Below are 24,838 nucleotides of genomic sequence, written 5' to 3'. Positions count from 1 at the left end.
AAACATTGCAAGGGCTAGTAATGGTTTCGACAGGGATCATGCAGCTGGAGAAGCGAGTCGTACGGGATACGTTAAATTCCACAATTAAAATTAAACGCTGAAGATAATTTAGCATACGCTGCCTAATGGCAGCAGTCTGACCTAGGGCACTCACACTTTAGGATCCAGGCTTCGACTCTGTGAGAAACGACGCAGGCTAAGCTTTGCACCTGTGGGCGTATCATGAAGCTACTAAAACCACAAGGATGTTTGTTTTCGTGTGGCGGAGGGAATGTCAAAGAATAAACTACACTCGTAGAAGGACAGGGAATTGGTTTTTGGACACGGGTTCGACTCCCGTCTAGTCCACTAAAAAGGTGCTTAAATAAGCACCTTTTTATTTTAATAATTCCGTGATATTGATTACAAGATTATCATAAATACATACTTGTATATCATCATCAAAACGGTATTGATCTGACTTTTCTGGTGAATCCGGTTTGGCGGTGCCAAATGAAATTATAGCATAATATTGTGAGTGTTATTTTAGTGGAAAAATTACGAAAAAAGTGATAGCATGATAGCATAGAAAATAACCAAAGATGAAGGAGAAGAAATGTTTCGACTGGTAGCAGATATTACAGAATTAAATATTGATCAGGTAAAACTTCCGAAGATTCCGGGACTGGGTATGCTTATGAAGCTTTCGGATAAACAAAAAATTTCCATGATTGTCAGTGTTTTGAATGCGCAGAAAGGTCAGTTCCTTCCAAAATGGCAGGAGGCAGTGAATCAGAAGTGGGGGCAGTTGCAGCTTTTGGATTATCAGGTGGAACAGCCGGGGGACGGAAGCTGTCTGGCGCGCATCCGGATCGATGTGGGAAATGCGGATTACGATAAAGCGATTGATTCGGTCATTCCGCATGTGTTTCAGGAAAAGGATGCCCATACGGTGCTCGGCGAGGATTATGCCGGATCTGGAAACCTGCAGGAAGTGATGCAATTTATGCACAATGCACCGACGGCGGCAAAGAAGGAATTTTACATTGTAAAGACATTAAGCGTGGAAAAGGAAACAATTGCAAGAAACTTTGAAAACGGTGCGGCTTCCCAGGGAGCGGTACTTCGGATTGGAAGTCTGCGTTTTTTCCTGAAACAATCCTAAAAAGGCAAAGGAACAAAAGATGTTAGGAAATACAAAAGGGAAATTGATTAATCAGTATGTGCCGGATTATGTACTCTATGATCTTGAGACAACCGGTACTTCGAGTAAATATGACGAGGTTATTGAAATTTCGGCTGTCAAAGTAAAAAACGGCGTTGTTACAGAAGAGTTCAGTCAGCTTGTGAATCCGGGCAGACCGATTCCCAGCGCGGCAAGTGCAGTAAATCATATCACGGATGATATGGTGGCGTTTGCACCAATGTTTGATTCCGTATTGCAGCAATTTCTTGCTTTTATCGGAGATGATGTGCTGGCAGGACATAATATCAATCGTTTTGATATGAAATTTTTGTATCGTGATTGTGAACGGTATTTCGGTCAGACACTAACCAACGATTACATTGACACACTGAAATTGGCACGGCTCTGTCTGCCGGAACTTTCGCATCATCGTCTGGGGGATCTGGCACAATATTACGGGATTTCCACAGCCGGGGCTCACCGTGCATTAAACGATTGCCGAATGAACCAGCAGATTTTTGAAAAGCTGGCAAAGGAGCTGGATGGTACTACCGGGCGGAATATTGAAATAAAAAATTGTCCGGTGTGTGGGCAGCCACTGAAAAAAAGGAACGGAAGGTTCGGAGAGTTTTGGGGATGTATGGGATTTCCGACATGCAGATATACAGAAAATATATGATATATGACGGAAAAACCGTAAGGAGGAGTGTATGAAAACAAGGGAAGAGGCGCTGGCATATGCATTGTCTTTTCCGAAAACCTATCAGGAGGCACCGTTTCATGATAATAACTGGCAGCTTGTGAGGGTAGAAGGAAGCAAAAAGGTGTTTTTATGGACCTATGAGAGGGAAGGATACATTAATTTAAATGTGAAAGCGGATCCGCAGTGGCGTGATTTCTGGAGAAGTACCTACGCATCTGTCATTCCGGGATGGCATCAGAATAAAGATCATTGGAATACCATTATTCTGGATGGTACCGTTCCGGAGCAGGAAATCCAGCGTATGATTGCGGAAAGCTATGATCTGGTTACGGACAGTCCGACCAGACGGATTTATGAAGCGGTTAAAAAAATTCCGCGCGGAAAAGTGGCAACATATGGACAGGTTGCGGAGATGGCCGGAAATAAAAAGATGGCACGCGCCGTGGGAAATGCATTGCATAAAAATCCGGATCCGGAGAAGATTCCCTGTTATCGTGTGGTGAACGCAAAGGGAGAATTAGCTGGAGAATTTGCGTTTGGTGGAGAAGGTGCGCAGGCAAGGCTATTGCAGGCGGATGGAATTGCAGTTGTCGATGGACGTGTTGATTTAAAAATCTATGGTATATAAGTCGTTGTTTTGCTGCGTGTTCCGTTCCTCTTGCAAAAATCAAAAGCCTCAGACCATGCCGTGAATCACCAATTTAGAAAAAATTAAGAAAATTGTTAGCAGACGTGCTTGACGAGTGCTAAAAACAATGCTATAACAAAACTGAAGCAAAGATATAAGTACGTCTTAGTGGAAAATGCTCTGACTGAGATGGAATGACAGGAAGTGCATTTTAGAAAGCAGTTCCTGTTTTTGTGATTGGTGAGGTGATAATTATGGCAGCAAAAAGAGATTTTTACGAAGTTTTGGGAATAGATAAAAATGCAGACGAAGCAACGATTAAAAAGGCATATCGAAAACTTGCCAAAAAATATCATCCGGATATGAATAAAGGAAATCCAAATGCGGAAAAGATTTTTCAGGAAGTAACGGAAGCTTACGAAGTGTTGGGAGATCCGAAGAAGCGGAAGTTGTATGATGAGTATGGTCCGATTTCGCTGGAGGCAGGTTTTGATCCGGAGAAGATGAAACAGGCACAGTACGGGAATCCATTTGGAAATGGAGGATTTTATCAGTCGTATTCTTCCGGAGAACCAGGCAGCGGATATCAGGAGTTCCATTTTGATGGTTCTTCCGATATGGATGATATTCTTGACAAATTGTTTGGAAAAAAAGGTGGATTCCACGGAACCGGAGGTTTTGGCGGAAGAAGCGGATTTGGAAGTACCGGAGAATTTGGCAGTGGTTTTGGCGGAGTACATGAGGAAAGAGGGCAAAATATCGAGACGGAAGTACCGATCAGCTTTGAAGAAGCGGTATTTGGCTGTGATAAAAGGTTTACGCTTTCTTCCAGTGACGGAAAGAGCCAGAACTTTGAAGTGCATATTCCGGCAGGCATTGCAAACGGGCAGTCTGTGCGTCTGAAAGGGAAAGGACAGAAAGGGTACAATGGAAAGGACGGAGATCTGCTGATCAAAGTCAAAGTCGGAGAAAAATCTGGTTACGAGCGAAAAGGCCAGGATGTTTATACGACGGTGAAAATTCCGTATACAACAGCTGTGCTCGGAGGAGAGATAAAGATCCATACGTTGTATGGAGATGTTGTCTGTAAGATTAAACCGGGTACACAGTCTGGGGCAAAAATCCGATTGAAAGGAAAGGGCGTAGCAGCTATGAATAATCCGACAGTTCACGGAGATGAATATGCCCAGGTGCAGATAGAGGTTCCGACACATTTGTCGCAGACTGCAAAAGAAAAATTACAGGAATATGCACGGGCATGCAGCTGAATGCGAAGTTACTGTTCGCAGGGTAACCTGTGAACAGTAACATGTGAGTGAATAGTAACGATGAAATAACAGAAGATCCCTTGACAAGAGGAACTTTCCATGCTTAAATAAATTTAGTTATATGACTGACGGATAAGTGGAAGAACCACGTGGAGTATAACAAGAGATATAAAGGTGACAGATCCAAAAATTGCACCGCAGATAGGGCGATACATCACAGATGTACCGCAGATAAGGCGATGCTTCAGAGAAGCACCGCAGGGGCCGACCGTCTGGGCACCGCACATTGCAGGGAAATACATGAAATATGTATTTGATTGAAATGTGGGTTCCCGGATGTGTCGGTTTTTATTTATTTTAGGCGTATTTGCGAAAGGAGAAACAAATGCAGAAGGTAGCACTCAGTAAAGAATTAGGCGCAACAACATATCCGGGACGTGGTATTGTGATCGGACGTTCTAAGGATGGAAAGAAGGCGGTAACTGCTTATTTTATTATGGGAAGAAGCGCAAACAGCCGTAATCGTGTATTTGTAGAGGATGGCGAAGGTATCCGTACACAGGCATTTGATCCGTCAAAGCTGGAAGATCCGAGCCTGATCATTTACGCACCGGTTCGAGTACTTGGCAACAAGACGATTGTGACAAACGGAGATCAGACCGATACGATTTATGAGCTGATGGATAAGCAGCAGACATTTGAGCAGGCGCTGCGCACCAGAGAATTTGAGCCGGACGCACCAAATTATACTCCACGTATTTCCGGTATCATGCACATTGATAAGGGTGAGTTCAATTATGCGATGTCTATCTTAAAGAGCAACAACGGAAATCCGGATGCATGCAACCGTTACACGTTTGCATACAGCAACCCGGTTGCAGGAGAGGGACATTTTATCCATACTTATATGGGAGACGGAAATCCACTGCCAAGTTTCGAGGGTGAACCAACCTGGGTTGATATTGATGGAGATATCGATACGTTTACGAAAATGGTATGGGAGAATTTAAATGAGGATAATAAAGTTTCCCTGTTTGTACGTTTTATTGACATTGAGACCGGAAACTATGAGTCAAGAATTGTAAACAAGAATAAATAAAAATAAATAAGAGCGGATTGTTGAAAAAGGAGAAAATCATGCAGGAATATGAATTAAAATACGGATGTAACCCAAATCAGAAACCGGCCAGAATCTATATGGCAGATGGCAAAGATCTGCCGATTAAGGTGCTCTGCGGAAGAGCCGGATATATCAATTTTCTGGATGCTTTTAATGGATGGCAGCTGGTAAAGGAATTAAAGAAGGCAACCGGACTTCCGGCAGCAACTTCTTTCAAACATGTTTCCCCGGCTGGTGCAGCGGTAGGACTTCCACTGTCTGACGTGGAAAAGAAAATTTATTGGGTTGATGATATGGATATTGAGTTTACACCGCTTGCAAATGCTTATATCCGTGCCAGAGGTGCAGACCGTATGTCTTCATTCGGAGATTTTATTTCCCTGTCAGACATCTGTGATGCAGCAACAGCAAAGGTCATCAAGCGCGAGGTTTCCGATGGTGTGATTGCTCCGGGATATACTGAGGAAGCTTTGGAAATTTTAAAGCAGAAAAAGAAGGGCAATTACTGTGTAATCGAGATTGATCCGGCATACGAGCCGGCTCCGATCGAGCATAAGGATGTATTTGGTATCACATTCGAGCAGGGAAGAAATGAACTTCATATCGGAGATGATTTCTTTGACAACATCGTGACAGAAAACAAAGAACTGCCGGAGCAGGCAAAGATTGATCTGGCAATTTCCATGATCACTTTAAAGTATACACAGTCTAACTCTGTATGTTATGTCAAGGGCGGACAGGCAATCGGTATCGGGGCAGGACAGCAGTCCCGTATCCATTGTACCCGTCTGGCTGGTTCGAAGGCAGATAACTGGTGGCTGCGCCAGTCTCCACAGGTTTTAGGACTGCAGTTTGTTGACGGTATCAAGCGTGCGGACCGTGACAATGCCATTGATCTGTACATGGGTGAGGATTATATGGATGTCCTTGCAGATGGTGCATGGGAGAAGATTTTTAAGGTAAAACCGGCGGTATTTACCGCAGAAGAGAAGCGTGCATGGCTGGATAAAAATACCGATGTGGCATTGGGATCGGATGCATTCTTCCCATTTGGCGACAATATTGAGCGCGCACACAAAAGCGGCGTAAAGTATGTGGCAGAGCCGGGCGGATCGGTACGTGATGACAATGTGATCGAGACATGTAATAAATACGGTATGGTTATGAGCTTTACTGGAATCCGTTTATTCCATCACTAATTTCAAAGGGACAGGATACGGACATGCGGAATCTGTTCGTAGGATCATAAACTCTAAAATCCAAACACAAAAACAGCCATTTGGAAATATCCAAATGGCTGTTTTTGTGTTTGGATGATGAAAAATAAATGAATTTGCGCAAAATGTGGGTTCTATATGCATGAAAAATATACTAAAAAATACGAAAAATATTGAAAATTACATGAAACAACCGATTGCGCAAATAAAAAAGAATATGCTTGGAATTGTGAAAAGTGTGCAAAAAAGAAAGCGAAATATATCAAAATTATACATTGACACTGTGGGACTCTCTTGTTATACTAGAACCATAGAACAACCGATTGCGCAAAAGCGCAGTCCAGAAATAAAATACATCTAGCGGAGGGAGAACGAGATGGACAAATTTATTGTAAACATCATCCATCGCCCGGAGATGGTTCCAGAGTATTCTGCAACCGTGACCGGACAGGGAAAGGAAGAGGATATCGGAGATAAGGCTTTACTTACAGAGTCTCTCGATATTTTCAAGACACAGCAGAGACTGGCACATGAGAATGGCCTGAAAGTTACCATTCAGATGACATACGCTTCTTTGTTTAACGATGAAGCGGTTGAGATCGCAAAACATGATCATGAAGTCTATGGAGATGAAATCGCACTTTCCCTTTTGGGACTGCCTTGCGAAGAGTTCCGTGAGAAATATAAGACAAAAGATTTCTGTATCTGGATGTTTTCCATGGAAGACAAGAAGGCAATCGTTAATGATGTGTTCGAGAAATTCCATGATCGTTTCGGCTTTTATCCGGAGTCAACCGGTTCCTACTATATGGATGCAGAACTGATCAATTATGTGAAGGAAGCTTACCCGTCTGTGAAGTGTGCGGTAGCTACCTGCTGGGAGGAAGGCCCGAAAGCATATCATACCTGTAACAACTCCTGGTATACACTTTTCGATGGCGGCCCATGGGCACCATGGATTCCATCCAAGCAGAATACACATGCGCCGGCAGCAAATCAGGCAGAGGACAGTGGAATCGTAGCTATCCCACACCTTTCCCGTGATCTGATTGCATGTTATGACGGAAACGGATCAAACTTCGGTACACATCCACAGAACGTGCTTCGCGGTATGATTTATGATACAAAGACCTGGGAGTATCCGTATCTGTATAACCTGATCGATCAGTATCGTGATCTGGAAAAATACAACAATGGATATGCTTACAACATGATGTTCGTCGGACCAGGCTGGATGAACAAGATGGGCCGCTGGGAGGCTCCATATGATCTGCTGTTAAAGTCATACAGTGACGGATGTAAGTATTACGGAGATTTGAAGAAAGAGGGCAAGCTGGTAGATATGACCATGTCCGAGTTCGCAGATCACTACAGAAAGAAGAAAGGCATTACCGACGAGAAACGTTATACAGAGCCGGAATGTGCCCTTTGGAGAGATATTTTATACGGATCTGACAAGCAGCTGTTCTGGTATTGCGATCCGTTTATGAGAGCCTGTGTTAATATGGATCAGGGTGGTGCGATTGTTGACCTTCGTCCATATGTTGCAAAATTAAACTGGCCGGTTGGTATCGGAACACCTCATGTACAGGATGCTTCTTATCCATTCCTGATTCAGGAGAAGTACCGTGCCGGATACTTTACACATTACGCAGGAGAAGGAACAGTCAGAAGTGCGAAGCTCTGCTACAAGGGTGAGGAAGTAGATCTGTGCCTCTGCCCGACACATGCACATTTCTCACAGGAAGGCAATACCAGAATCCTGACACTGGACCCGGTAACCATCGAGTTTAACGGACTGACAGTAAAATTACAGACAAAGGAATATTTTGAGGAAGGTTCTTCTAAGATCAAGATCGAAAGAAATATTCTCGAGATGAGTGATCCTGATGCCGAGGTTACCATTGATGAGTACATGGTAGCATGCTACGGAACCACAGAGTATCCGGAAGATATGACATCTGTCGTATTAAAATGCGAAGGTGCAGATGAAAAGACCATTCACTATGCATACAAGTGCCGCAGTGAAGTCCTGGCAGGAGCAACCGCAGTCAGCGCTGTAGTGCCTCCAATCGACACCAAAGTTTCCCTGACTGCTTCTTCTACAGACGCAGAAGGATACATTGAGGAAGGATATGCATTCTCACCAATGTTTAAACTTGGATATAAGAAGACTATTACAGACAAGGAGGTATTTGCAACATGGCTCAACTTGGAAAAGGCAAATTAAATTACAGATGTCCGTCCTGCTTTATGAGAGACCTCGACATCGATATGTTCTACAATAAAGATACAAAGATTTACAGTTGTATCCGCTGCCAGTACAGAGGTACGGAGGAAGACGTTTTAGCGAAAAATGAGATGGTTCGATTCCGTTATGGGGCAATGCATAAGAGATTCGATAAGTTTGATTTCGACTAAAAAGAACGTGCGGCAGCTGCCGCACGTTTTTAATATCAGGGTATAACTTTCAGGGAGTATAATATGCCTATGGGACGAAAACAAAAAGAAACCGTGGAACTGCGTTTTTATGAAATTCCACAGGGAGAACCGGTACTTGCTTTGTTGGGAGAGGAGTGGAACCGGGTATACGGACATGACAATTTTTATCTGCATTTCCATAACCTTATGGAGATTGGAATTTGCAGAAAAGGCGAAGGGGAGCTTATTATAAATGAACACACGTATACCTACCAGACAAATTCTGTCACTCTGATTCCTCCGAATATTCCACATACAACGATCAGTAATGGAATGGTTCGGAATTCCTGGGAATTTTTATATGTGGATGTCAACCATGTCATGGAGGAACTGTATGGCGACCGGATCGCACAAAAAAATGAGGCCATTGAACTGGTACGCAGATCGGCACATTTGCTGCATGGAAGCGAGTATCCGGAGATTGCAGAGATCGTCAATGCCATCATCCGGGAAGAAAAAAAGCAGAGTCCGTATTATCGTCAGGTGATCACAAGTTATCTGCATGCGCTGGTGTATGAGATGTTTCGTCTGAATGAAGTACAGACACAGACGAGACTTGAGGCGGCAGGAAGCGGAACAATGCGGCAGATCGCAGATGCACTCACGTTTGTCAATGACCATTATCAGGAAGAGGTAAAAGTGTGCACCCTTGCGCAGGTCTGTGGGATGAGTGAGACATCTTTCCGGAAAGTGTTTGAAGAATATGTGCATATGCTGCCGATGGATTATGTGAATCTGGTGCGTGTACAATACGCGTGTGAACAGATGAAGCATGGCAATGATTCAATGGATGAGGTTGCCAGAAAGGCAGGATTTTCCACAACTTCCACCTTTAACCGGAATTTTAAAAAATTTTTTAATACGTCGCCATACCAGTGGAAGATCAATCCACAGCGGTATGAGCGGAAATTACAGAACTTTCATATTAACGCATTAAAGGGATGGTAAACGTTTTCGAAGAAAAGGAGAAAAGATGAGCAGATTTATTAAAGGAATGGACCTTTCCACATTGCTTGAGTTAGAGCGCTGTGGGGCAAAATATTATGACCATGGAAAAGAGCGGGATATTTTAGACATCATGAGAGATTATGATGTGGACACAATCCGTCTGCGTCTGTGGAATGACCCGTATTCCGAAACCGGTGAACCGTACGGTGCCGGATGCAATGATCTGGCAGAGACAATTGCCATCGGAAAGAAAGTATCCGATGCGGGATTCGGCGTATTATTAAATTTTCATTACAGTGATTTCTGGGCAGATCCGGGAAAACAGATTAAGCCAAAGGCGTGGAAAGATTTTGATGCGGACCAGCTGGAACAGGCAGTTTATGAGTTTACCGAGGATTCTCTGCGCAAAGTACTGGAAGCCGGTGTCAATGTGACAATGATCCAGGTGGGCAACGAAGTGACCAACGGACTGCTCTGGCCGGAGGGATTAAAGCCGAATTATGACAATATTGCAAGATTTATCAGTTCCGGTATCCGGGCATGCCGTGCCGTTAAGCCGGAGATCCCGCTGATGATTCATCTCGACAACGGTGGAAACAATGAGATGTACCGCGACTGGTTTGATCATTATATGGAGCGTGGGGAAGATTTTGATTATATCGGACTTTCCTATTACCCGTTCTGGCATGGCACCCTGCAGATGCTTGAAGACAACATGAACGATATGGCAGCCCGTTACGGGAAGGAACTGATCGTGGCAGAGGTTTCTATGGGATATACCATGGAAGATTACAAGCCGTATGAGAAACTAAAGGACAGTGAGCGAAAGGGATATGCGACAAAGCCGGAACTTGTGGCAAAGATCGAGTATCCGATGACGGTACAGGGACAGGCAGATTTTACGAAGGACTTCTTAAACCGCGTGGCACATGTGCGTGACAACAAAGGTCTGGGATTTTTCTGGTGGGAGCCTGCATGGATTCCGGTACACGGAAGCGGCTGGGCAACGCCGGCATCCTTAAAGTATATGAATGATCCGGGACCATGTGGCAATGAGTGGGCAAATCAGGCATTGTTTGACTACGATGGAAATGTCCTTCCGGCACTGGAAGTGATTCGTGATTTTAGAAAATAAGATATGTAAAAATGTTGCATGAAGGAAGGGGAATGTTGCAAGTTGCGCAAAGCATATTGCAAAGAATTCCCCTTTATGTATAATGGAATTATCAAGAAAACGAACCGTTGCACCAAGCAGCGGATGAACATGCAGAAAGGGAGAGAACAATGATTCAGAATGATGTATTAGCAAAGTTTAAAGAGATCTTTGGCGATGAGGGGGACATCAGAGTATATTTTGCACCGGGACGTGTGAATCTGATCGGTGAGCATACCGATTACAATGGCGGACACGTATTTCCATGTGCACTTACTATTGGAACATACATGGCAGCAAGAAAGAGAACCGACCGGAAACTGTGTTTTTATTCCATGAACTTCGATGAGCTGGGTGTGATCGAAAGTTCTCTGGATGCATTTACTCCGGACCCGGATGGATTGTGGACCAACTATCCGATGGGTGTTATGTGGGCATTTGAAGGACGTGGCATGAAACTGGAAACCGGTCTGGATATTGCATTATTCGGAAATATTCCAAACGGTTCCGGACTTTCTTCTTCCGCATCCTTAGAAGTGGTTACCGGATATATGTTAAAGGATCTGTATGGTTTTGATGTGACCAATCAGGATCTGGCTCTGATCGGACAGTATTCCGAGAACAATTACAATGGCTGCAACTGTGGAATTATGGATCAGTTTGCATCTGCCATGGGTAAAAAGGACAATGCAATTTTCCTTGATACTTCGGATCTTTCTTTTGAATATGCACCAATCGTACTTGACGGGGCAAAAATTGTCGTCACCAACAGTATGGTAAAACACAGCCTGGTTACTTCCGCATACAATGACCGCAGAAATGAGAGTGCACAGGCACTGAAGGATCTGCAGACCGTTGTGGATATCAAAACGCTTGGAGATCTGACGGATGAGCAGTTTGAGCAGTACAAGGGAGCCATTAAGGATGAAGTTGCCAGAAAGAGAGGCAAACATGCGGTTTACGAGAATCAGCGTACAATCGCAGCAGTCAGGGCTCTGAAGGAAAACGATATTGAAACATTCGGAAAACTTATGAATGCTTCCCATGTTTCCCTGCGTGACGATTATGAGACCTCCTGTCCGGAAGTGGATGTACTTGTGGATGAAGCATGGAAGATTCCTGGTGTGATCGGTTCCCGTATCACCGGAGGCGGATTCGGTGGATGCACGGTCAGTATCGTAAAGGATGCATCCGTGGACGAATTCAAGGAGAAGCTGACAAAGGCATATGAGGAAAAAGTCGGAAAGACACCGGAATTTTATGTGGTTTCCATCGGAGATGGCCCAAGCCGTCTGATTTAAGAACGTATTACATAGGGTAAATGTGTGCGGAACTGATTGGAACCGCATTTGCCGACAGGCTTTATAAAAAGGAGTACGAGATGATTCAGGAGAACATTTTAGAGTTAGTAAAATATGGTCTGAGCACCGGACTGGTAGATCCGGAGGACAAAGTATATACCATTAACCGCCTGCTGGAGCTTTTTCAGGTAGACGAAATCGAGGATGCGGTATTTGAAAAGGTGGAAAATCTTCCGGTATGGACACAGGAAGAGGCAGAAGGAAAACTTGAGGGAATCCTTGCAGAAATGATGGATTATGCATATGAGAATGGTCTCATGGCAGAAAACAGTATTGTATACAAAGATTTGTTTGATACAAAAATTATGGGATGTCTGGTACCGGAACCAAGCAGTGTCCGCAAGACGTTCCGTGATCTGTATGAGCATACCTCACCGCTTGCCGCAACGGATTATTTTTACAAATTAAGCTGTGACAGCAATTATATCAGAAGACAGCGTATCAAAAAAGACCGCAAGTGGACAACCGACACCGAGTTTGGAACACTGGATATCACCATCAATCTGTCCAAACCGGAGAAAGATCCAAAAGCTATTGCGGCAGCAAAAAATGCAAAGCAGAGCGCGTATCCGAAGTGCCAGCTCTGTAAGGAAAATGAGGGATATGCAGGACGTGTCAACCATCCGGCACGCCAGAACCACCGCATCATTCCACTGACGATTAACAACAGTGACTGGTTTTTCCAGTATTCTCCATATGTATATTACAATGAGCACTGCATCGTGTTCAATTCCAAGCATACGCCAATGAAAATCGAGCGTGCAACGTTTGGAAAACTTCTGGATTTTGTGACACAGTTTCCACATTATTTTGTGGGTTCCAATGCAGACCTGCCGATCGTTGGAGGTTCCATCTTAAGTCATGATCATTTCCAGGGTGGACATTATACATTTGCCATGGCAAAAGCACCGATTGAAAAAGAACTTCAGTTTGAGGGATTTTCCGATGTGAAAGCAGGAATCGTGAAATGGCCGATGTCTGTCATCCGTATCAGCGGACCGGACAAGGAGCGTCTGATTGAACTGGCAGACAAGATTCTCTTAACCTGGAGAGGCTATACCGATGAGGATGCATTCATCTATGCCGAGACAGACGGAGAGCCACACAATACGATCACACCGATTGCACGCAGACGTGGAGATGATTTTGAACTGGATCTGGTACTGCGCAACAACATCACGACCGGGGAGCATCCTCTGGGTGTTTATCATCCACATGCAAAACTGCATCATATCAAAAAAGAGAACATCGGTCTCATCGAGGTTATGGGACTTGCGGTACTGCCTGCCCGCCTGAAAGATGAGATGGCAGAGCTTGCCGATGCACTGGTAAATGGTACAGACTTACGTGCAACAGAAACACTTGCTTCCCATGCAGAATGGGCAGAAGGTTTCCTTCCGAAGTATGATAAGATCACAAAAGACAATGTGATGGATATTCTGCATGAGGAAATCGGTCTGGTGTTCAATGAAGTGCTGCAGGATGCCGGCGTGTATAAATGTACACCGGAGGGACGTAAGGCGTTCGAACGTTTTATTGCAGCTGTTTAATTGCGTTCTCTGGCAGATATAAGTTTTCTCAATGTGACGGAAGAAAGCGTATATTCTCTTTCTACAGAAAAATTTGCAAAGCAGCTCTGGCATTGATTTCAGGTTCTTTGTGTAAGGGTTTTCATTTTATGCAATTATCTTTATTCAGTGAGTGCCAGAGCAAGTTGCAAATTTGTTCTTCCGAAAGAAATATACGCCTTCTTCCTGTTGGTTGGAGAAAAGATAATTTGGAAAATGTGCTGGTATCTATACAAAGAAAATTTGCATAAAAGATACCGTTATGGTATCTATACACTTAAAATGTAACATTTAGATACCACAAAGTCTCTATGGAACAAAAATTGCTTCTTTAGGTACCATTTTTTCAAAAAATCGGTATCTGAAGAAGCAATTTTTCTCTTGCAGGTGACATTCCTTTATTTTAGGCATTGAAAATAAGGAAATGTGTCACCTTAATCACTATTTTTTTATCAATAGATCCCGTCGTATCGAGAAAATTTATATTTATACTTGTTATTTATTGGCAAACCCTCCGCATAAGCTTCTTCCGACAGTGGAAGAACGCCGGAAGCAGGAAACAATCCGCAAACAGCCATGCCAGCGGACTGGCAAAACATGCAGCCGTAAATCCGAAGATCGGTACAAAGATCAGACCGATCAATGCGCGGGCAATCATCTCAAATACACCGGCAAATACAGCAAAGCCGGAAAAGCCCATTCCCTGGATAAGAAAACGAACAATATTGACCAGCGACAGAAGCATATAAAAGCAGGTGTTGGTGATCAGAAATTGTCTGGCCTGTGCGACAACCTGTGTGATATTGGCACTGTCCGAAGGAGCTATAAACAGATAGATCAGTGGACGTGCAAGGAAAATGATGACAACAAGGATTGCTGCGGAGTATACTGCGGCAAGAATGATGGCGGATTTCATACCGCTTGCCAGACGATCATATTTTCCGGCACCCACGTTTTGTCCACCGTAAGTTGCCATGGTAGAACCGAGTGCGTCAAACGGGCACACCATAAACATCGAAATACGGCTGCCGGCCGTCATGGCTGCCACGGCGCCTGAACCTAAGGTGTTGACAGCAGTCTGCAGAATGACGCTTCCGATGGCGGTAATGGAATACTGCAGACCCATAGGAAGTCCCATAATCAGAAGATTTCTTACATAGGAAGCATCCAGTACCCAGTCGGAGCGCTTCAGGTGCAGAATGTCAAATTTCCGGATGATCACGAAAAGACACAGCACACCGGAAACCGCCTGCGATAAAACGGTAGCAAATGCGGCACCAAAAACTCCCCAGTGCAGACAGATGATAAAGAACAGATCCAGTCCGATATTTAAGACAGCCGCAACGATCAGAAAAATGACCGGCGTGATGGAGTCCCCCAGAGAACGCAGGTAGGAGGAGAGTATATTATAAAGGATGGTGGCTGGTATGCCGGCAAAAATAACAACAATATAATTGTAGGACAGGTCGATAATATCGGAAGGTGTCTGCATCAGCACCAGAATCTGCCGACAGAAAATGACGGTCAGTGCCGTGAGAACACCGCCGATGAGAACCGACAGAATGGCGGAATTACCGACATATTTGCGCACACCGTCATAGTCGCGCGCACCGAACCGCTGGGCAACCGGCAGACCGAAACCGTTGCAGATTCCCTGACAGAATCCTATGATCAGAAAATTGATACTTCCGGTTGCCCCAACTGCAGCAAGTGCCGTTACGCCGAGATAGCGGCCGACGATGATGGTGTCCATGAGACTGTAAAACTGTTGAAACAGCATACCGAACAGAAGCGGTACGGCGAAACCGAGAATCAGTTTCATAGGGGAACCGCTGGTCAATTCTTTTGTTGTACTTCTTGCCATAATGATTTACTCCTTTTATATTTTAAACAAAACTGCAAATGCTAGGATATTTTATCACGATTGTGTAAAACTACAAGAGGAAAAAATGCTGAAATTTCATTTTTTTTGCGTTTTTTTTGCCGCGTCAATTCTTTACATTTGAGGAAGAATGCGGTAGAGTGGTAAGTGACTGTAATATTGTACATATAAAGGAGATTAAAGTTGAAAAACTGGGAAAAAAATATACGTAAGGTTGTTCCCTATACACCGGGAGAGCAGCCAAAGAAATCACAGATCATCAAGTTAAATACCAATGAAAATCCATATCCGCCGGCACCGGGGGTAAAGGAAGCATTGGCACATTTTCATACGGATGATCTGCGGCTGTATCCGGATCCGGTTGTGACGGATCTGGTGGATGGGATTGCACAATTCTATCAGGTAGACCCTTCGCAGGTCTTTGTCGGTGTCGGGTCGGATGATGTGCTTGCAATGCTGTTTATGACCTTCTTTAATTCAAAGAAGCCGATTCTGTTTCCGGATATTACCTATTCCTTTTATGACGTGTGGGCAGAAATGCTTCGCATTCCGTATACACAGATTCCGCTGGATGATGCATTCCGCCTGAATCCTTCAGACTATAAATGTGAAAATGGTGGAATTGTATTCCCAAATCCGAATGCGCCGACCGGGGAACTTCTTCCGGTATCTGCCATTGAGGAGATCGTTCAGGCAAATCCGGATGTGATTGTGATCGTGGATGAGGCATATATTGACTTTGGAGGAGAGAGTGCCCTGCCTCTGATTGATAAATACGATAATGTAATTGTGGTACAGACATTTTCCAAGTCACGTTCTCTGGCGGGGTCGAGGATTGGCTTTGCCATCAGTAATCCGACACTGATTAAATATTTAAATGATGTGAAGTATTCCTTCAATTCATACACGATGGATCGTATCACCATTGCTTTGGGAACGGCATCTATCCGTGACCGGGCATATTTTGAGCAGACGACAGAGAAAATCATAAAGACAAGAGAGTGGACCAAAGAGCAGCTTCGGGCACTCGGGTTCGTATTTGGTGATTCCAAAAGCAACTTTATTTTTGCCATGCATCCGGATGTTTCCGGTGTGGAACTGTTTGAAGCACTGAAGAAAAACGATATTTATGTGCGGCATTTTGGCAAGCCGGCACGGATCAACGAATATCTGCGTATCACAATCGGTACGGATGAGCAGATGCATAAACTGATCGATTTTCTGAAAAAATATTTAAATAAATAAAGCGAGGATTTTTTATGTTGACAAAATACTTGTGGGTATTTTTGGTTTCCATGGTACCACTGGTGGAACTGCGCGGTTCCATTATTATTTCGCAGGGACTGCAGCTGCCGGTACTTTCTTCTTATATTGTGGCAATTATCGGAAATATGCTGCCGGTGCCGGTGATTTATCTGTTTGCACGGAAAGTTCTGGTATGGGGAGCGGATAAACCGGTGATTGGAAAGTTTTTTTCCTGGTGTCTGGAGAAGGGAGAAAAGGGCGGAAAGAAATTACAGGAAAAAGCAGGCCGGGGGCTGTTTATCGCACTGCTCCTGTTTGTAGGAATTCCGCTTCCGGGAACCGGTGCATGGACAGGAACACTGGCGGCCAGTATTCTGGACATGGATTTTAAATCAACAATTATCGCCGTCATGCTCGGGGTTCTGCTTGCAGGAATTATTATGATGGTGCTCAGTGTGGCAGGATTCGGCATGTTTTTGAAATAACCAAGGAAGTAATTAATCAATGAAAGACAAGAAAAAAACCAAGACGATTCCGCGTCAGGTGCGCTGGGATAAGCTTGATAATACAGCACATCTTTTCCCGTCCATTGCGGGGGAGAGTATGACAAACGTGTACCGGATCAGTGTGACCTTAAAAGAAGAGGTTCAGGTGGAATTTCTGCAGCAGGCGCTGGACATGATTCTGCCGAAATTCGATGGGTTTAATCTTCGGATGCGCACAGGCGTATTCTGGTATTATTTTGAAGAGAACGGAAAAAAGGCGCCGAAAGTCACGGAAGAGGCGATGTTTCCATGCCGGTTTATCCGGCAGAACAAAAACCGCAATTATCTGTTCCGTGTGACCTATTATAAGTCAAGAATCAATCTGGAAGTGTTTCATGTACTGACCGATGGCATGGGAGGCATTAATTTCCTCCGGGAGCTGACGTATCAGTATCTGCGTCTGGTGCATCCGGAACTGGCGGAAAAAGAAGGAAACAAACTGAGCGGAGATACCTCTCTCAGCAGGGAGGACAGCTTTGTCCGCAATTACCGCAGCAGCAAGCCAAGCGGATTTAATAAAGAAAAAGCATATCTGATCAAAGAAGATAAACTTCCGGCCGGAGAATTTGGTGTCATGCATGGGCGGATGCCGGTCTCACAGCTGAAAAAGGTAGCACATGGCTATCATGCATCTTTGAATGAATATTTTGTTGCAGTCTTTGTATGGAGTGTGTATAAAGAACTGTTACACGGGATGCCGGGGAAAAAACCGATCCGAATCGCAGTGCCAGTCAATCTGCGGCCGTATTTTGATTCGGATACGACAAAAAACTTTTTTGTTATGGTATCTGCAGAATTCCGTCCACAGAAAGAGTCCTATACGTTTGAGGAAGTACTTGCATGCATACAAAGCAGCCTGCACTCCCAGATCAATAAGGAACATTTAGAGGATCTGTTTTCTTACAGTGTATCCAATCAGAGGAACCTGCTTATGCGTCCGGTGCCGTTATTTTTGAAAAATATTGCCATGCGTATCGTATATGAAAAATCCGCAGTGGCAAATACGACAACGATCACAAACATCGGTAATATCAAGATCAAAGATATTTACCAGCCCTATATAGAAGGTTTTTCGGCTTTTATAGCCATGTCAAAAGGGCAGTATCTGAAAGGAACGATCTGTTCTTACCAGGATACGCTGGTATTTACATTCAGTTCCATCTTTTCCGAGGCTCTGGTACAGAAGGCATTTTTCCGCAAGATTGCGGCGGATGGTGTGGATGTGGAGATGGAGACGAACGGAGTATATTATGAATAAATGCAAAAAATGTAATATTGTCATATTGGACGATACGGACCGCTGTCCGCTCTGTAAACATGTGCTGGAGTCGGACGGGATACCGGGAGAGAGCCGGTATCCGGATGCCATTGCAACGGCGCGTAAATTCCGGTTTGTGGAGAATCTGGTACTGTTTATCTCCATTGTGGCGGAGTGTCTGCTGATTGCCATCAATTTCCAGGTGGACAGGGAAGTGGCATGGAGCCTTGTAATTGGTATCATTCTTTTATATGGAAATGTGGTGCTTCGCATGGCGATTCTGGGAAAATCCGGATATCTGGCCAAAACCGTCTGTCTGGTACTTCTTGCCATTGTAATGCTTCTTGGAATTGATTATCTGACCGGATACCGGCGCTGGTCGTTAGACTATGTGTTTCCGGGGGGAATCATTGCCATTGATCTGGCGTTGTTTATCCTGATTCTGATAAACCGGAGAAACTGGCAGAGTTATATGATGTCGGAACTGCTGACGATATTGCTGAGCATTGTACCGGTGGTATTACTGCAGATGAGAATCATTCATTTTCCATATCTGGCATGGGGGTCCCTCGGGGTATCGGTATTTTTATTCCTTGGAACACTGATTCTTGGTGATCAGCGTGCACGAACCGAACTGAAACGGAGATTTCATATATGATAGAAAGCGAAGCGAGTGTAAAAGGACGTGTGGTGGCAGAAATGCTGTCACATTTTACCAATGATTTGAAAATCGGAAAAAAAATAAAGAGCGGAGAGCTGCGCAAGCGGATGATAGAGCCGCCATGGATTCCACCGGCAATGTTTAACCTGACAGGAATCAATATGGATCATTTTACGATGAAACTTTTGTCGTTAAAGGAAAATCCAAACACGGATTACGTGATTCTGCAGTTACACGGCGGTGGTTATACGGGAGCTGTGCGCAATGCGTATTATGTGTTTGCAGGATTATATAACGAGCTGAGCCATGGATGCAATGTGCTTACTCCGGATTATCGTGTGGCCCCGGAGAATCCATATCCGGCAGCACTTGAAGATGCATTGGCATCATACCGCTGGCTGCTTTCCAAGGGATATTATGGAGAACAGATTATCCTTGCCGGAGATTCGGCAGGCGGTGGACTGGCGATGGCACTCTGTATGTATTTGCGGGATCATAATATGCCGGTACCGGGAGGAATCATAGCCATGTCTCCGTGGACGGATCTGACGGCCAGCGGGGAGTCTTATGAGACCAATTATGAGAAAGATCCACTGTTTGGAAATACGAAGGAGAGTCTGATTTACCAGAATGATTATCCGGGGGAACATGACCGGATGGACCCGTATATTTCTCCGCTGTTTGGGGATTTCCGGGGATTTCCGCCAATGCTCATACAGGTTGGATCGATTGAGATGCTTCTGAGTGATTCGGTTTCGGTAGCGGCAAAGGCAAGGGAGCAGGGGGTAAAAGTGCGCCTGTCTGTTTATGAAGGGATGTTTCATGTGTTCCAGATGGCATATCTGAATATTCCGGAATCAAAGAAGGCATGGGCAGAAGCCGGCAAATTCATTGATGTGCTGCGCACGGACAGCAGACTGTAAAAATTATTACAAAAATGGCGCGGAATTTTTTCACATATTGCATAAACGCCTAGATACGTCTACATTTCCATGGAGTAAGCCTCCACATGATGTAGAAATGTGGGTTGACAATAACACAAGATGTAGTGTAGTCTTGTATTTGTTAATGAAAATATACAAGATATAGGGAGTAATTTCTATATCTTATATTTTGTGTAAACAATCGTTTATAAAGATAGACTTTGAGAGGAAGATGGAACATGAAAATTATTAAGAGAAGCGGAGTCGAGGTATTTTTTGATTCGAATAAGATCGTTGCGGCTGTACAGAAAGCGAATGCATCGGTAATCGATTATGAAAAACTCAGCGATGAGCAGATTCAGGAGATTGCCGATAATGTGGAAGTGGCATGTGAAAACATGAAACGGTCTGCCAGCGTGGAGGAAATCCAGGATATGGTAGAGAACCAGCTGATGAACCAGCATGCATTTACGGTTGCCCGTAATTATATTACATACCGTTATAAGAGAGCACTTGTGCGTAAATCCAATTCTACTGATGAACAGATTCTGTCCCTCTTAGAGTGTAACAATGAGGAAGTAAAACAGGAAAATTCCAATAAAAATCCTACTGTAAACAGTGTACAGAGAGATTATATGGCGGGAGAAGTCAGCAAGGATATCACGAAGAGATTCCTGTTGCCAGAAGATATTGTGGAAGCACATGAAAAAGGACTGATTCATTTCCATGATGCAGATTATTTTGCGCAGCACATGCATAACTGCTGTCTGGTGAACTTAGAGGACATGCTGCAGAATGGTACTGTAATCAGCGAGACCGGAATTGACCGTCCGAGAAGTTTTTCCACGGCCTGCAATATAGCAACACAGGCGATTGCGCAGATTGCAAGTTCGCAGTATGGAGGACAGAGTATTTCACTGTCCCATCTGGCACCGTTCGTACAGGTGAGCCGTGAAAAATTCCGGATACAGGTCCGGACAGAGTTTGAAAAGATCGGGCTGGATCTGGATGAGGAGAAAATCAATAAAGTAGCAGAGATGCGTGTAAGAGAAGAGATCAACCGTGGTGTGCAGATGATCCAGTATCAGGTGATCACGCTTATGACCACAAACGGTCAGGCTCCGTTTATCACGGTGTTTATGTATCTCGACGAAGTACCGGAGGGACAGACCAGAGATGACCTGGCAGCGATCATTGAGGAGATGCTGCATCAGAGAATCAAGGGAGTAAAGAACGAAAAAGGAGTATTTATTACCCCGGCTTTCCCGAAACTGATTTATGTACTCGAAGAAGATAATATCCATGAGGATTCCAAGTATTTTTATCTGACACGCATGGCTGCACAGTGTACGGCAAAGCGCATGGTTCCGGATTATATTTCCGAAAAGAAGATGAAAGAACTGAAAGTGGACAAGAACGGGGAAGGACACTGCTATCCATGTATGGGATGCCGCAGTTTTCTTACTCCGTATATTGACCCGGAAACCGGAAAACCGAAATATTACGGACGTTTTAACCAGGGAGTTGTGACGATCAATCTGGTGGATGTGGCATGTTCTTCCGGAAAAGATGAGAAAAAATTCTGGAAGATTCTCGATGAGCGTCTAAAACTGTGCTACCGGGCACTGATGTGCAGACATAAGAGACTTCTTGGCACACCGAGTGATGTGGCTCCGATTCTGTGGCAGAACGGAGCGCTTGCCCGTCTGAAAAAGGGAGAGACGATCGACAAACTTTTATTTGGCGGTTATTCCACCATCTCTTTGGGATATGCGGGATTGTGCGAGTGTACCCGTTATATGACAGGTGTTTCCCATACGGAGCCGGAGACCGGAACACCATTTGCACTGCGTGTCATGCAGCGTCTGAATGATGCCTGTGCAGAGTGGAAAGAAAAGGAAAATATGGATTTCAGTCTGTACGGTACGCCGCTGGAATCCACCACCTATAAATTTGCAAAGTGTCTGCAGAAGCGTTTCGGTATCATAGAGGGCGTAACAGATAAAAATTATATTACGAACAGTTATCATGTGCATGTGACGGAAAATATCAATGCTTTTGATAAACTGAAGTTTGAGTCACAGTTCCAGAAGCTGTCTCCGGGTGGTGCAATCAGCTATGTGGAAGTACCAAATATGCAGGATAATATTGATGCCGTGATTGCCGTCATGAAATACATTTACGATAATATTATGTACGCGGAGCTCAACACGAAGAGTGATTACTGTATGGAATGTGGCTATGACGGTGAGATCAAAATTGTTGAGGAAAAGGACAGCGGAAAACTCGTCTGGGAGTGTCCGAACTGCGGAAACCGTGATCAGGATAAGATGAGTGTTGCACGTCGTACGTGCGGGTATATCGGAACACAGTTCTGGAATCAGGGACGTACACAGGAAATCAAAGAAAGAGTATTACATTTATAAAACATGGAAGAAAACAAACGGAAACAATATGCCCATTTGTATGAACACCATGAGGTAGAAGATCCACAACCCCGGGAAGAGAAAGAAAAACCCATCGGGCCGAGTGGCAGAAACCGCCATCGGCCGATGGTGGAAAAGGTATGCAGACGCATCGCCTTTTCTTTCCTGGCCATGGCGGTTGTTCTGTTACTTGCATTGAATTATTTTCAGATCAAAGAGGCAAAAAAGGAAGCGGTTTTGGAATATATCCGCAAAGAAAAGCAGCAAATGAAAAATCGTGAGACAGAAAAGACGGACCAGCTTGCAATCTTAGACCAATATGATATATTATATAGTATGTATCCGGATCTGGTTGGATGGATCAAAGTTGACGGGACACCAATCGATTATCCGGTGATGCAGGATCATACAGGCGGGGAATATTATCTGAAACACAATTTTGAAGGAAAAGATGATAATAAGGGAAACCCGTTTGTTTCCGCAGATGCCAGCATTGATCCGATGGATCAGAATATTGTGATCTTTGGGCACAACGTAAGTGATGGAAGCCAGTTTGGAGATCTGGATGCCTATCTGGATAAGAAATTTTACAAAAAGCATCCGGTGATTACTTTTGATACGATTTATGAAACTGGACAATATCAGATTGTTGCGGTGGTAAAGACACATGTAAAGGAAAAAGACGAATCCGGATTCCGTTATTACTGGTTTCGGAATTATAAAAACCGGAAAGAGTTTCAGAATCTGCTGGATTTTGTGGAAGAGAACCGTGTGTATGATACAGGGGAGCATCTTATCTATGGAGATACCACAATCATGCTCTCTACCTGTGAATACACGGTAAACAATGGGAGACTCGTAGTCATAGCAAAAAGGATATAGGGCAGAAGATGAAAAAATTAGGGATGATGAAAACGATACTGATGATGGGATGTGCGCTGGCGTTGCTTTTTGCAGCCGTTCCGCAGCCGGTTATGGCGGCGAACAGCCAGATGAATCTGACGGTTGGAACAACCAATGATGCAAAAGCCGGAGATACGGTAACGGTACGTCTGGTCGGAAGCAATAATCCGGGACTTTCGACATTTGCAGCAAGACTGGCATATGACGATTCTGATCTGGAATATGTAGGAACCACATGGGCAAATACGATTTCTTCGGATTCGGGAAATATTGAGCTGGTTTCCCCGGTTACGGAAAATAATCAGCAGGCACTTAATCTTTCGGCAATTTTAAATAAGACTTATTCCCAGAATGAAACCATTGCCACGGTTACCTTTAAGGCGAAAAATGCATATACAACGATGCCGGTTACCCTGACAGTGCGTGAAGTGACGGATGCAAGTTACAATCCGGTTACGGTTACAACGGTTGTGGATGCTTCTGCAGGACAGACACAGAGCCAGTCACAGTCCCAGAGCACTTCCCAGAGTCAGTCGGACAGTCAGGATGACACAGAGTATACAGATGATACAGATGATACAGACGATACGGACGATACCGATTCGTACGATGATACAGACGATACGCAGGATTCCCAGCGCAGCAGTGGGAATACACACAAAACTTCATCGAACAAAAAGAATAACAGTGGAAATACATCAAAAAACGGGAACCGGACAGATGCAACACCAAAGACCGGTGCGGTCGATCTGCGGATGGTATTTGGAGCAGCAGTAATTGTCTTTTTACTGGTAGCTGCAGGCTGCATCCGTTTTCTGAATAAAAAGAAAGAGTAAATTATGAATTATGCAGGAATTAAGTATTGTGACATCGCAAACGGTCTTGGCTGTCGGACGGTACTGTTTGTATCCGGATGCCGCAATGCGTGTAAGGGCTGTTTTCAGCCACAGACATGGGATTTTACCTATGGAGAATGTTTCGATGAGCAGGTACAGCAAAAGGTGCTTGATTCACTGAAACCGGAGTATATAGAGGGAATGACCCTGTTGGGAGGAGAGCCGTTTGAGGAAGAAAATCAGGAGGCTCTTCTTCCTTTTATGAAAAAAGTAAAAAGTTTGTATCCGGATAAGAATGTCTGGGCATTTACCGGATATATATATGATAAAGACCTGATTTTGGGAGGCAGAAAACATACGAAAGACACGGATGACCTGCTTTCCCTGATCGATGTACTGGTGGACGGTCCATTTATTGAGGAACAGAAGGATATTACGCTCAAGTTCCGGGGATCGGTCAATCAGCGCATTCTTGACTTGAAAAAAACCATGGAAAGTGGCAAAATAGTTAAGTTGATGGAATAGTTATGAAAACGAGGATGGATAC

The 24,838-nt window shown here is 44.2% G+C and carries 23 protein-coding genes and 1 other RNA gene; 23 read left to right on the top strand and 1 reads right to left on the bottom strand.

What is annotated here, in order from left to right; all coding sequences use genetic code 11:
• The first annotated feature begins 11 nt into the window (after positions 1-11).
• The 14 genes from ssrA to galT all read left to right on the top strand — a co-directional run bounded on the left by ssrA (position 12) and on the right by galT (position 13,594).
• Positions 12-351: a transfer-messenger RNA gene (gene ssrA, locus M72_RS16555) on the top strand.
• 244 nt (positions 352-595) lie between these two features.
• Positions 596-1,144, top strand: a complete 549-nt coding sequence (locus tag M72_RS13580; protein ID WP_022045971.1) for a hypothetical protein — start codon at positions 596-598, stop codon at positions 1,142-1,144.
• 19 nt (positions 1,145-1,163) lie between these two features.
• Complete coding sequence (locus M72_RS13575) at positions 1,164-1,844, top strand: 3'-5' exonuclease (RefSeq protein ID WP_022045972.1); 681 nt, start codon at positions 1,164-1,166, stop codon at positions 1,842-1,844.
• Positions 1,845-1,875: 31 nt separating this feature from the next.
• Positions 1,876-2,496, top strand: coding sequence for a methylated-DNA--[protein]-cysteine S-methyltransferase (locus M72_RS13570; protein WP_022045973.1), 621 nt, complete (start codon positions 1,876-1,878; stop codon positions 2,494-2,496).
• A gap of 254 nt (positions 2,497-2,750) precedes the next feature.
• Positions 2,751-3,764, top strand: a complete 1,014-nt coding sequence (locus M72_RS13565; protein WP_055068601.1) for a DnaJ C-terminal domain-containing protein — start codon at positions 2,751-2,753, stop codon at positions 3,762-3,764.
• Between the two features lie 174 nt (positions 3,765-3,938).
• A complete protein-coding gene (locus tag M72_RS18320) occupies positions 3,939-4,085 on the top strand; it encodes a hypothetical protein (protein ID WP_155177269.1) in 147 nt (48 codons plus the stop codon).
• A gap of 64 nt (positions 4,086-4,149) precedes the next feature.
• The gene (locus M72_RS13560) at positions 4,150-4,863 is read left to right on the top strand and encodes an IMP cyclohydrolase (RefSeq protein WP_022045975.1); all 714 of its coding nucleotides are present in this window, start codon (positions 4,150-4,152) and stop codon (positions 4,861-4,863) included.
• Between the two features lie 38 nt (positions 4,864-4,901).
• The gene (locus M72_RS13555; protein ID WP_055068600.1) at positions 4,902-6,083 is read left to right on the top strand and encodes a phosphoribosylaminoimidazolecarboxamide formyltransferase; all 1,182 of its coding nucleotides are present in this window, start codon (positions 4,902-4,904) and stop codon (positions 6,081-6,083) included.
• 394 nt (positions 6,084-6,477) lie between these two features.
• Positions 6,478-8,331 (top strand): hypothetical protein, encoded by a 1,854-nt coding sequence (locus M72_RS13545; protein WP_055068598.1) that lies wholly within the window; start codon positions 6,478-6,480, stop codon positions 8,329-8,331.
• Positions 8,304-8,522 carry a hypothetical protein gene (locus tag M72_RS13540; protein ID WP_022045978.1) on the top strand — a complete coding sequence of 73 codons (219 nt, stop codon included), beginning with the start codon at positions 8,304-8,306 and terminating at the stop codon, positions 8,520-8,522. Before M72_RS13545 ends, M72_RS13540 begins: the two co-directional genes overlap by 28 nt.
• Positions 8,523-8,591: 69 nt before the next feature.
• Positions 8,592-9,530 carry an AraC family transcriptional regulator gene (locus M72_RS13535; protein ID WP_055068597.1) on the top strand — a complete coding sequence of 313 codons (939 nt, stop codon included), beginning with the start codon at positions 8,592-8,594 and terminating at the stop codon, positions 9,528-9,530.
• 25 nt (positions 9,531-9,555) lie between these two features.
• The gene (locus M72_RS13530) at positions 9,556-10,665 is read left to right on the top strand and encodes a glycoside hydrolase family 53 protein (protein WP_055068596.1); all 1,110 of its coding nucleotides are present in this window, start codon (positions 9,556-9,558) and stop codon (positions 10,663-10,665) included.
• A gap of 149 nt (positions 10,666-10,814) precedes the next feature.
• On the top strand, positions 10,815-11,984 hold the full coding sequence (locus tag M72_RS13525) for a galactokinase (protein WP_022045981.1): 1,170 nt from the start codon (positions 10,815-10,817) through the stop codon (positions 11,982-11,984).
• An 80-nt stretch (positions 11,985-12,064) separates the two neighbouring features.
• Positions 12,065-13,594, top strand: coding sequence for a UDP-glucose--hexose-1-phosphate uridylyltransferase (galT, locus tag M72_RS13520; RefSeq protein ID WP_055068675.1), 1,530 nt, complete (start codon positions 12,065-12,067; stop codon positions 13,592-13,594).
• 517 nt (positions 13,595-14,111) lie between these two features.
• Here the strand turns inward: galT and M72_RS13515 are convergent.
• Entirely contained in the window at positions 14,112-15,476 is a 1,365-nt protein-coding gene (locus M72_RS13515; RefSeq protein WP_055068595.1) for an MATE family efflux transporter, read from the bottom strand.
• A 201-nt stretch (positions 15,477-15,677) separates the two neighbouring features.
• On the opposite strand from M72_RS13515, the gene hisC reads away from it, so the two are divergent.
• The 9 genes from hisC (at position 15,678) to nrdG (ending at position 24,816) form a co-directional block, all read left to right on the top strand.
• On the top strand, positions 15,678-16,739 hold the full coding sequence (gene hisC, locus M72_RS13510; protein ID WP_055068594.1) for a histidinol-phosphate transaminase: 1,062 nt from the start codon (positions 15,678-15,680) through the stop codon (positions 16,737-16,739).
• A gap of 14 nt (positions 16,740-16,753) precedes the next feature.
• Entirely contained in the window at positions 16,754-17,224 is a 471-nt protein-coding gene (locus M72_RS13505; protein WP_022045985.1) for a COG2426 family protein, read from the top strand.
• A 19-nt stretch (positions 17,225-17,243) separates the two neighbouring features.
• Entirely contained in the window at positions 17,244-18,542 is a 1,299-nt protein-coding gene (locus tag M72_RS13500; RefSeq protein WP_055068593.1) for a hypothetical protein, read from the top strand.
• A complete protein-coding gene (locus M72_RS13495) occupies positions 18,535-19,200 on the top strand; it encodes a DUF6320 domain-containing protein (RefSeq protein WP_055068592.1) in 666 nt (221 codons plus the stop codon). Before M72_RS13500 ends, M72_RS13495 begins: the two co-directional genes overlap by 8 nt.
• On the top strand, positions 19,197-20,126 hold the full coding sequence (locus M72_RS13490; RefSeq protein ID WP_022045988.1) for an alpha/beta hydrolase: 930 nt from the start codon (positions 19,197-19,199) through the stop codon (positions 20,124-20,126). Before M72_RS13495 ends, M72_RS13490 begins: the two co-directional genes overlap by 4 nt.
• Before the next feature lie 239 nt (positions 20,127-20,365).
• The gene (nrdD, locus tag M72_RS13485; protein ID WP_055068591.1) at positions 20,366-22,552 is read left to right on the top strand and encodes an anaerobic ribonucleoside-triphosphate reductase; all 2,187 of its coding nucleotides are present in this window, start codon (positions 20,366-20,368) and stop codon (positions 22,550-22,552) included.
• A 3-nt stretch (positions 22,553-22,555) separates the two neighbouring features.
• Positions 22,556-23,434 (top strand): class B sortase, encoded by an 879-nt coding sequence (locus M72_RS13480; RefSeq protein WP_022045990.1) that lies wholly within the window; start codon positions 22,556-22,558, stop codon positions 23,432-23,434.
• Between the two features lie 8 nt (positions 23,435-23,442).
• Complete coding sequence (locus M72_RS13475; protein WP_055068590.1) at positions 23,443-24,291, top strand: cohesin domain-containing protein; 849 nt, start codon at positions 23,443-23,445, stop codon at positions 24,289-24,291.
• A gap of 3 nt (positions 24,292-24,294) precedes the next feature.
• Positions 24,295-24,816, top strand: coding sequence for an anaerobic ribonucleoside-triphosphate reductase activating protein (gene nrdG, locus M72_RS13470; protein WP_022045992.1), 522 nt, complete (start codon positions 24,295-24,297; stop codon positions 24,814-24,816).
• The last annotated feature ends 22 nt before the right edge of the window (positions 24,817-24,838 follow it).

It is taken from the genome of Roseburia faecis (assembly GCF_001406815.1).
GTDB classification, from domain to species: domain Bacteria; phylum Bacillota; class Clostridia; order Lachnospirales; family Lachnospiraceae; genus Roseburia; species Roseburia faecis.
This window is presented reverse-complemented; position numbering and strand designations above follow the sequence as displayed.

Bases quoted from the DNA above. Each gene is read 5' to 3' on its own strand.
- M72_RS13580 (WP_022045971.1), top strand. From the start codon at position 596: ATGTTTCGACTGGTAGCAGATATTACAGAATTAAATATTGATCAGGTA.
- M72_RS13575 (WP_022045972.1), top strand. From the start codon at position 1,164: ATGTTAGGAAATACAAAAGGGAAATTGATTAATCAGTATGTGCCGGAT.
- M72_RS13570 (WP_022045973.1), top strand. From the start codon at position 1,876: ATGAAAACAAGGGAAGAGGCGCTGGCATATGCATTGTCTTTTCCGAAA.
- M72_RS13565 (WP_055068601.1), top strand. From the start codon at position 2,751: ATGGCAGCAAAAAGAGATTTTTACGAAGTTTTGGGAATAGATAAAAAT.
- M72_RS13560 (WP_022045975.1), top strand. From the start codon at position 4,150: ATGCAGAAGGTAGCACTCAGTAAAGAATTAGGCGCAACAACATATCCG.
- M72_RS13555 (WP_055068600.1), top strand. From the start codon at position 4,902: ATGCAGGAATATGAATTAAAATACGGATGTAACCCAAATCAGAAACCG.
- M72_RS13545 (WP_055068598.1), top strand. From the start codon at position 6,478: ATGGACAAATTTATTGTAAACATCATCCATCGCCCGGAGATGGTTCCA.
- M72_RS13540 (WP_022045978.1), top strand. From the start codon at position 8,304: ATGGCTCAACTTGGAAAAGGCAAATTAAATTACAGATGTCCGTCCTGC.
- M72_RS13535 (WP_055068597.1), top strand. From the start codon at position 8,592: ATGGGACGAAAACAAAAAGAAACCGTGGAACTGCGTTTTTATGAAATT.
- M72_RS13530 (WP_055068596.1), top strand. From the start codon at position 9,556: ATGAGCAGATTTATTAAAGGAATGGACCTTTCCACATTGCTTGAGTTA.
- M72_RS13525 (WP_022045981.1), top strand. From the start codon at position 10,815: ATGATTCAGAATGATGTATTAGCAAAGTTTAAAGAGATCTTTGGCGAT.
- galT (WP_055068675.1), top strand. From the start codon at position 12,065: ATGATTCAGGAGAACATTTTAGAGTTAGTAAAATATGGTCTGAGCACC.
- M72_RS13515 (WP_055068595.1), bottom strand. From the start codon at position 15,476: ATGGCAAGAAGTACAACAAAAGAATTGACCAGCGGTTCCCCTATGAAA.
- M72_RS13505 (WP_022045985.1), top strand. From the start codon at position 16,754: ATGTTGACAAAATACTTGTGGGTATTTTTGGTTTCCATGGTACCACTG.
- M72_RS13500 (WP_055068593.1), top strand. From the start codon at position 17,244: ATGAAAGACAAGAAAAAAACCAAGACGATTCCGCGTCAGGTGCGCTGG.
- M72_RS13495 (WP_055068592.1), top strand. From the start codon at position 18,535: ATGAATAAATGCAAAAAATGTAATATTGTCATATTGGACGATACGGAC.
- M72_RS13490 (WP_022045988.1), top strand. From the start codon at position 19,197: ATGATAGAAAGCGAAGCGAGTGTAAAAGGACGTGTGGTGGCAGAAATG.
- nrdD (WP_055068591.1), top strand. From the start codon at position 20,366: ATGAAAATTATTAAGAGAAGCGGAGTCGAGGTATTTTTTGATTCGAAT.
- M72_RS13480 (WP_022045990.1), top strand. From the start codon at position 22,556: ATGGAAGAAAACAAACGGAAACAATATGCCCATTTGTATGAACACCAT.
- M72_RS13475 (WP_055068590.1), top strand. From the start codon at position 23,443: ATGAAAAAATTAGGGATGATGAAAACGATACTGATGATGGGATGTGCG.
- nrdG (WP_022045992.1), top strand. From the start codon at position 24,295: ATGAATTATGCAGGAATTAAGTATTGTGACATCGCAAACGGTCTTGGC.